We start from the raw sequence: 7,893 nt of genomic DNA, 5'->3' as shown, positions 1-7,893 counted from the left end.
CGGGCGCGCCGCGCGCGGCCCCCCCCCCCCTGTGGCCGGCCCCGTGCGGGTTGTTTGGGGGGGTGGTCCGGGGGGGGGCGGCCGCCGGGGGGGGGGGGCCCTTGCGGGCCCCCCCCCACGTCGGCGGGGGTGCTTGCGGTCGTCACGGACTACTCGCGGTCGTCGGCGGTGGACCGGCGCTTCATGCCGAGGAAGACACCCAGAGCGACCACGACCACGACGGCGGCACCGATGCCGATGATCACGCCGCTGTCGGAGCCGCTCGATCCGCCGTCCGCCGAGGAGCCCGCGGCGGCGGTGGTGGGAACGGCCGACCACCAGCTCCAGTAGCCGTCCTGGCCGTAGAGGTTGCCGGCGGCCGCCGGCATCGTCGTGATGGACCTGATCTGGTCCGTGCGGTACGCCTCGAGTGCGTTCGGGTACGCCATGACATTCATGTACCCGGTGTCGTACAGCCGTGACTGCATCTGCTTGACCAGATCCGCCCGCTTGGCGGCGTCGTACTCCACCGACTGCTGCGCGTACAGCGCGTCGAACTGCTTGTCGCAGATGAAGTTGTCGGTCGCCCCGGAGTCCTTCGGGGTCGCCGGCAGGGTGCCGCAGGTGTGGATCGACAGGACGTAGTCGGGGTCGGGGTTGACCGACCAGCCGTCGAAGGCGAGGTCGTAGTCGCCCTTCGTCCACGGGTCACCGACGTTGTCGAGACACTCGACCTTCAGCCCGATGCCGAGCTCGCCCCACCACTCCTGGAGGTACTTGCCGATCGCCTTGTCGTTCGGGTCGGTGGCGTGACACAGGATCCGGAAGTCCAACGGCTTGCCGTCCTTGCCGACGCGCTTGCCGTCGCCGTTCTTCTTGTATCCGGCCTGGTCCAGGAGCTGCCCGGCCTTGGCCGGGTCATAGGCCAGCTTCTGCGCGGCCTCCGGCTTCCAGAAGTACGAGCCGAAGCGCGGCGGGATGTAGCCCTCGCCCTCGACGGCGTGGCCCTGGAAGACCTTGTCGACGATCGTCGTCCGGTCCACGGAGAGGAAGAGCGCCTTGCGGACCACCGGGTCGAGCAGCGCCTTGTGGCCGTTGCCGAAGGTCTTGCCGTCCTTGGAGCGGGCGCCCGGGTTGGTGGCCAGGGCGAAGAAGCGCCGGCCGGGGGCGTCGTTGACCTTGATGTTCTTCGCGGACTTCAGGGCCGCGGCCTGAGCGGGCGTCAGGTTCGGTACGAAGGACACCTCGCCCTTCTGCAGCGCGGCGACGGCCGCGTCACCGTCCTTGTAGTACTTGAACACCAGCTCGTCGAACTTGGGCGTGCCGCGCCAGAAGTCCTTGTTCGGCTTCAGCTTGATGTACTGGTCGACCTTGAAGTCCGTGATGACGAACGGGCCGTTGCCGACGATCGGGAACTGCTGGTCGTTGTTGAACTTGGAGAAGTCGCCGACCTTCTCCCAGACGTGCTTGGGCACGATCGGCACGTCCAGCGCCGTCATCGTGGCCTGGGGCTTCTTCAGCTCGATGACGAGCGTCTGCGGGTCGGGCGCGGTGACCTTCTTGAAGTTGGACGTGAAGCTGCCGTTCGCGGTGGCGGCGTTCTCGTCCGTCATCATCTTGTTGAAGGTCCAGGCGGCGTCCTCGGCCGTGGCCTGCTTCCCGTCGGACCACTTCGAGTCCTTGCGGATCGTGTACGTCCACGTCAGCTTGTCGGGGGAGGACTTCCACTCGGTCGCCAGGCCCGGGATCGGCTTGGCGTCGTTCGCGTCGTAGTTCGTCAGGTACTCGTAGGCCAACCGGTGGATGCTGGTGGAGACGAGCTTCTGCGCGAGGAAGGGGCTCAGGGAGTCGACGCTCTGCGAGACCGCGACGGTGAGCGTGCTGTTCTCGTCGGCTGCTTGGGCGGTGGTCCGGGCGGTTGCTTGGGGCGCGACCACGAGCGTGGTGGCGGCGACACCTGCGGCGAGGAGCAGCCGGGGGAGTCTTCGGGGGGCGACCTGGCGGGAGGGAACCTTCGTGACCTTGACCATGGGACGTGACCTCGCGTTGGGGTTCTGTCGTCGATCTTGGGGCGCCAACTGGTGAAGCGAAGGTTTATCAGCGGTGACGGAGCGGCGTCAACGATGACTCAAACCCCTTGTGGGCTGCGGGAATGCCAAGAGGCTCCGCACCGGGGAGCCGGTGCGGAGCCTCATTGGTCCAGTCCTCTGACGCCTTACTGTTGAGGGGCTGGCGGTGCCTGCGGAGGCTGCTGCCAGCCCTGCGGCATACCGGGCTGACCGGGCTGCTGCGGGTAGGGCTGCTGCTGCGGGTACGGCTGCGGCTGTGCCTGCGGGTACGGCTGCTGACCCGGCTGGTCTCCGTACGGCTGACCCGGCTGCGGGGCCTGGGGCGCGTACGGCTGACCGGGTGCCGGCTGACCGCCGTACGGCTGACCGGGCATCGGCTGACCGGGCTGACCGGGCATCGGCTGACCGGGCTGACCGGGCATCGGCTGACCGGGCTGACCGGGCATCGGCGGTGCCATGTGCGGCGGAACGCCGCCCTGGCCGTCACCGGTCCACAGCCCCTGCGCCTGCTGCGCCCGCACGAAGTCCTCGGCGACCATCGCGGACAGGTTGAAGTACGCCTCGCGCGTCTTCGGCCGCATCATGTCGAGGTCGACCTCGGCGCCCGCCGACAGGTGCTCGTCGAACGGCACCACCACGACCCCGCGGCAGCGGGTCTGGAAGTGCTGCACGATGTCGTCGACCTTGATCATCTTGCCGGTCTCGCGCACTCCGGAGATGACCGTGATGGAGCGCTGCACCAACTCCGCGTATCCGTGCGCGGAGAGCCAGTCGAGCGTCGTCGACGCGCTGGAGGCACCGTCCACGGACGGGGTGGAGATGATGATCAGCTGGTCGGCGAGGTCGAGCACACCGCGCATCGCGCTGTAGAGCAGACCCGTACCGGAGTCGGTCAGGATGATCGGGTACTGCTTGCCCAGGACGTCGATCGCGCGCCGGTAGTCCTCGTCGTTGAACGTCGTCGAGACGGCCGGGTCCACGTCGTTGGCGATGATCTCCAGACCGGAGGGCGCCTGCGAGGTGAAGCGGCGGATGTCCATGTACGAGTTGAGGTACGGGATCGCCTGCACGAGGTCACGGATGGTGGCCCCGGTCTCGCGCCGCACCCGGCGGCCGAGCGTGCCCGCGTCCGGGTTGGCGTCGATCGCCAGGATCTTGTCCTGTCGCTCGGTGGCCAGGGTCGAGCCCAGCGCGGTGGTCGTCGTGGTCTTGCCGACACCGCCCTTGAGGGAGATGACCGCGATCCGGTAGCAGGACAGGACCGGCGTACGGATCAGGTCGAGCTTGCGCTGCCGCTCGGCCTCCTCCTTCTTGCCGCCGATCTTGAAGCGGGCGGAGGCGCCGGGGTTCCGGCTGGACTTGGCCTTCTGCTTGTTGTTGCGCAGCAGACGGTCGGAGGAGAGCTCCACGGCCGCGTTGTACCCGAGCGGGGCACCCGGCACGGAACGCTCGCGCTGGTCGTGCGTGACCGCGGTGGGCCAGGCGGCCCCGGTTCGCGGATCGACCGGCGGCTGCTGCCCGGCCTGCGGCGGAACGGGCGCCTGGTGGGGCGGCACCTGGTGATCCGGGTGCATCTGCCCGGGCACCTGCGGGTTCTGCGGGGGCTGTGCGCCGGGGTGGGGGAAGCCGTACCCGCCCTGCGGGGCTGGGGCGTTGGCTTCGGGTGCCTGGGGTGCGGGCTGTGCGCCTGGGTGCGGGAAGCCGTACCCACCCTGCGGGGCTGGGGCGTTGGCCTCAGGTGTCTGGGGTGCGGGCTGTGCGCCCGGGTGGGGGAAGCCGTAGCCGCCCTGCGGGGCCGGCTGGGCGCCCGGAGTTCCCGGGTGGGGGAAGCCGTACCCGCCCTGCGGCGCCGGAGCGCCGGCTTCGGGTGCCTGGGGTGCGGGCTGTGCGCCTGGGTGCGGGAAGCCGTACCCACCCTGCGGTGCGGGGGCGTTGGCCTCGGGCGTCTGCGGCGCCGGCTGCAGGGCCGGGTTCGGGAACCCGTAGGCGCCCTGGCCCTGCGGCGGGACGGGTGCGGGCAGCGGCTGACCGGGCTGCGGGAAGCCGTAGCCACCGGGCGTGCCCTGCGGCGGCACGGGTGCGTTCGGGGGCGTCGGGGCCGGCCAGGAGGCGGCGGCCGGCAGCGGGGCCGCCGGCGGCGTCGACTGGTCGCCCGCGGGAGCCGGGGCCGGCCACTGCGGCGCGGCCGCGGGGGCCGCGGGCTGGAACGACGGCGGCAGCGGAGGCAGCCCGGCACCGCCCTGCGGCGCGGCGGGGCTCCACGGCTCGGGCGCCGGAGGCAGGGCGGGCGGCAGCGCGGCGGGGACCGCGTCCTGGGGTTCGGTGGTCGCGGGAACGGAGTCCTCGGGCGTGCCGGCGGCCGGCAGCGCGAGCGCGGCGCCGTCACCCGCCTCGTCCGACGGCGCGTCGGCGGACGGGGAGTCGCCCGAGGGAAGCGCGAGCGCCGCGCCGTCGCCGGCTTCAGAGGTGTCCCGCTGGGTGCTCCCGCCCGCCGGCAGGGCCGGGGTGCCGGGCGCCTCGCCGGCCTCCGGCGCCGTGCCCGTGGCGCCGTCCGTCGGTGCGGAGCCTTCGGCGTCCGCCGACGAGAGCTCGCCCGCGGAGGCGCCGGTGGCGGCCGACTCGTCCTTCTCCGACAGGCCGGGGCTGCCGCCCTCGGCAACACTCCGGTCGCCCGCGCCGGCCTCCGTGGATCCGCTCTCGGATCCGGCCGGGGCCGCGGCGGGAGTTCCGTGGATGTCGAACGTGGACGGCGTGCCCGCGCCGGTACCGGGGTCCACCGGGCCGTCCGTCGCGGTCGGTACGGCCGGCGAAGGCTGCGCCTGACCACCGACGGACCCATGGCCCGCCGCTTCACCGGAGGTGGAGCCCACGCCGGTTTCCGTGCCGGGTGCGTTCGCGGTCGAGGCAGTCGCCGCGCGCTCGGAGATCTCCGCCATCTCACGCTTCAGCGCGGCGGGGGAGAAGCGCATGGTGGCGCCGCTCTCCAGGTCGCCGCCCCCGAACGACCCACCGTCGGCGGGAACGGCCGGTGCGGGCACTACAGGTGCCGGGGCAGGCGCGGGAGGGGCGACCGGGGCGGGCGCGACAGGAGCGGGAACAACCGGGGCCGGAGCCGGCGGCACAGGCGCCTGGGGCGCCCAGTTGGGCTCGAAACCGCTGCCGGACGGAAGCCCCGGAACAGCAACGGGCGCACCGCTCGGCGGCGGTGGCGTCGCACCCCCGGCGCTGCCGGACGTCCCGGAGCCGGCCGATTCCGACGCGTTCTGCGTGTACCAGGCCGGAGGGGTGTAGTCGATGGTGAACTCACCCGTCATCTCGGCGGGATCCGCGTCGGACTGATCATCGGCGGGTGGATTCCAACCCCCGTGGATCTCGTCCCGATCGCCGTTCACTTTGCCTCCTGGTGTGGTCGCGCACCCTTGTGCTGTCGTGGGCGGGCCCTACCCACCCTAAACGCCAACCGTGTCCGTGGGGCAGGCCCGGCTGCCCGCCCACGTCTGTCCCGTAGATCACGTCTCGCCCCCAAGTGACCTACCGGCACCGCAGAGTGAACCGCAGGTGACCACGTGGCGATTCAAACCCGTACAAAAATGGACGGGATGGGAAATTGTCGCGCCGTCAGTCCATCCGGCGCGCGCTGCCCAACAATCCGGTCTCGGCATCCGTCGCCTGCGTCATCACGAACTGCCGATCGCTCGGCGTGCACCACAGGGTCACGCCGTCGGCGAGCGTCGACAGTGCCTCCGACTCCGCGCGCGGCAGGCCCATGATGCGGGCGATCTGCGTGGCCTCGTCCGGGGACACCCGCTGGATGCCGACCAGCGAGGACTTCTCCAGGAGGCGCGGGGCCACCGGGCTCAGGTACGGCAGCAGCGTCACCACCGACTGCCAGGGGCCGGACACGACCCGGCCGCGCGGCGGACGCATTCCGCAGTCCCGCACCACGACCACCGGGCTGCCGGCCGACGCACCCTGCGGCGGGACCCGGCCGACATCGTGCAGCGTGATGCACGGCTGACCGCCGCCCGCGGCCTGCGCGAGCCCGGTCCACGCCTGCGCCCGGCCGGTCTCCACGGCCACCCGGGCCCCGGTCGCCGCCGCGCGCAACGCCATGACCTGCGCCGTCCACAGACCGCCGATCAGCGTCACGTCGTACGGCGTGGGGCGGTTGATGCCGAGCACCGCGGGCCGGCCCTCGGCGTCCACGCCGATGACCATGCCGTCGTCGCCGACCGGAAGGCCGAGCGCGCCGAGCTGCTCCAGCGGTACCGCGTGCCGGTCGCGGCGCGGACCGACGAGCCCGAAGCCGAATCTGGGCCGTGCGGCCCTACCCGCACCGCGTCCGGACGCGCCGCGCCTGACGGAACCGGCGTCCGTACCCCGAGTGCCGGGAGCAGACTGAGAAGAAGGCGAAGAAGAAGGCGTGGTGGAGAAGGACATCAGCGCGCACCCCCGAGCGGCAGCGAAGCCAGCATGGCCGGCACCTGTTCGCGGTCAAGCCGCACCAGACCCGTCTTCACCCCGCGCGCCGCACGCTCCAGTTCGTGCCGCGCGGCCACGAGCTCCTCGTCGCTGCGACCGGTGATCCGTACGTGCCCGGCCACCGTCACCTCCTGACGGTCACCGCCGCTCAGCGTCAGACTGAACGTCGTCGCGAGCGCCGGGAGCGAGGTCAACAGCGCGATCAGCTGCGGCATCGACGCACCCGCGCCACCCGTGCTTCCCAGCTGAGGCCAGCGCCCCACCCAGTACGTCGTATGGCGACGGTCGTCGACCCGCCAGGTCCGTGCGGTCTCCTGGGTCCGCCGCGCCTGCGCCTGGCCGCGTCCCGCCTGCGCGATCGCCATCGGGCTCGCGCACGTCGACGTCGCCAGCGCGGCGATCAGCTCCTGCTCGGTGAGCACGGTCGCCTTGAACCCGGCGCCGGCCAGCCGGCTCGCCAACTGGTCCGCGGCCCGCACCACACACTTCTGCGCGCCCTCCAGGCCACCGCCGCGGGCGGCGACCGCCTCCGGGCAGAGCTCCGGGTCCAGCTTCAGAGCCACCCACGTGATCCGCAGCGCCGGCGAACCCGTCTGCGCCTGCAGCGGCGCGTAGTTCCGCCTGGCCATCGACTGCTCCGGCAGATGCGGGGCGGGCGCCGGCTGCGTGTGCTGCACGATCTGCGCCGACTCCAGCCTGATCCCGTCCACGTCCAGGACGTCCCGGACGAGCGCGACCGGCAGCGGGCGTGCCGCGCGGTCCGGACGCAGCGCCGTGGCCTCCGACTCGACGCGCACCAGCGCGGTGAGGAAGGTGCCGTCGCCGACCATCCCGACCGGCCGGCGGTCCCGGTCGCTGTACGCGTAGGTGCGCAGCGCGGGATCGCACTCCACGACCGGCGCGAGGCCGGGTTCCGTGCCCTCCGGGAGAACGAGCGAGGCTGCCCGGCGCGTACGGGTGCGCAGGGCGAGGTAGGTGGCGAGCCACTCCGGCATCGAGCGACGGTGTCTGCGCACCACCGCGAGCAGGACCAGCAGCGCGGCGACGACACCGGCGGGCACCAGCAGCAGCGGCTCGACGACCCAGGCCACGAGCAGCAGCGCCGCCGCGACCTCAATCAGTACGAGCTGTTGCAATCGGAACGATCCGAAGTGTCCCGGACGTGCCTGAAGTCGAGGCGAGACGGCCGACGGCGCGCCCGCCGAGGTCTGCGCCGGAGGCGCCGAGGAGGGTGCGGCCGCCGCACGCCGCGTCCGCGTCCGCGTAGCGGATGCCATCATGGAGAATCCCCCCAATTCGTCCCGATCACCCTGGCCCGCCAGGGCTTTGGCGGCTGGTTCACCCTACCCGCCCCACAAGCACC

At 72.3% G+C, this 7,893-nt stretch carries 4 protein-coding genes; all 4 read right to left on the bottom strand.

What is annotated here, in order from left to right; genetic code table 11:
- Nucleotides 1-149: 149 nt before the first annotated feature.
- Nucleotides 150-2,009 (bottom strand): ABC transporter substrate-binding protein, encoded by a 1,860-nt coding sequence (locus ACFC0D_RS32145; protein WP_376443633.1) that lies wholly within the window; start codon nucleotides 2,007-2,009, stop codon nucleotides 150-152.
- Nucleotides 2,010-2,194: 185 nt separating this feature from the next.
- The gene (locus tag ACFC0D_RS32140) at nucleotides 2,195-5,440 is read right to left on the bottom strand and encodes an SCO5717 family growth-regulating ATPase (protein ID WP_376443630.1); all 3,246 of its coding nucleotides are present in this window, start codon (nucleotides 5,438-5,440) and stop codon (nucleotides 2,195-2,197) included.
- A gap of 226 nt (nucleotides 5,441-5,666) precedes the next feature.
- The gene (locus ACFC0D_RS32135; protein ID WP_376443627.1) at nucleotides 5,667-6,488 is read right to left on the bottom strand and encodes a hypothetical protein; all 822 of its coding nucleotides are present in this window, start codon (nucleotides 6,486-6,488) and stop codon (nucleotides 5,667-5,669) included.
- Nucleotides 6,488-7,807, bottom strand: a complete 1,320-nt coding sequence (gene eccE, locus ACFC0D_RS32130; RefSeq protein WP_376443638.1) for a type VII secretion protein EccE — start codon at nucleotides 7,805-7,807, stop codon at nucleotides 6,488-6,490. Before eccE ends, ACFC0D_RS32135 begins: the two co-directional genes overlap by 1 nt.
- Between the last annotated feature and the right edge of the window lie 86 nt (nucleotides 7,808-7,893).

The organism is Streptomyces sp. NPDC056222, assembly GCF_042264065.1.
In the GTDB taxonomy this organism is placed as follows: Bacteria; Actinomycetota; Actinomycetes; order Streptomycetales; family Streptomycetaceae; genus Streptomyces.
The sequence above is the reverse complement of the archived record's forward strand: the minus strand, read 5'-3'. Positions and strand labels throughout refer to the sequence as shown.

Excerpts from the sequence above, each read along its gene's own strand:
- ACFC0D_RS32145 (WP_376443633.1), bottom strand. The coding sequence starts at position 2,009 with ATGGTCAAGGTCACGAAGGTTCCCTCCCGCCAGGTCGCCCCCCGAAGA.
- ACFC0D_RS32135 (WP_376443627.1), bottom strand. The coding sequence starts at position 6,488 with ATGTCCTTCTCCACCACGCCTTCTTCTTCGCCTTCTTCTCAGTCTGCT.
- eccE (WP_376443638.1), bottom strand. The coding sequence starts at position 7,807 with ATGGCATCCGCTACGCGGACGCGGACGCGGCGTGCGGCGGCCGCACCC.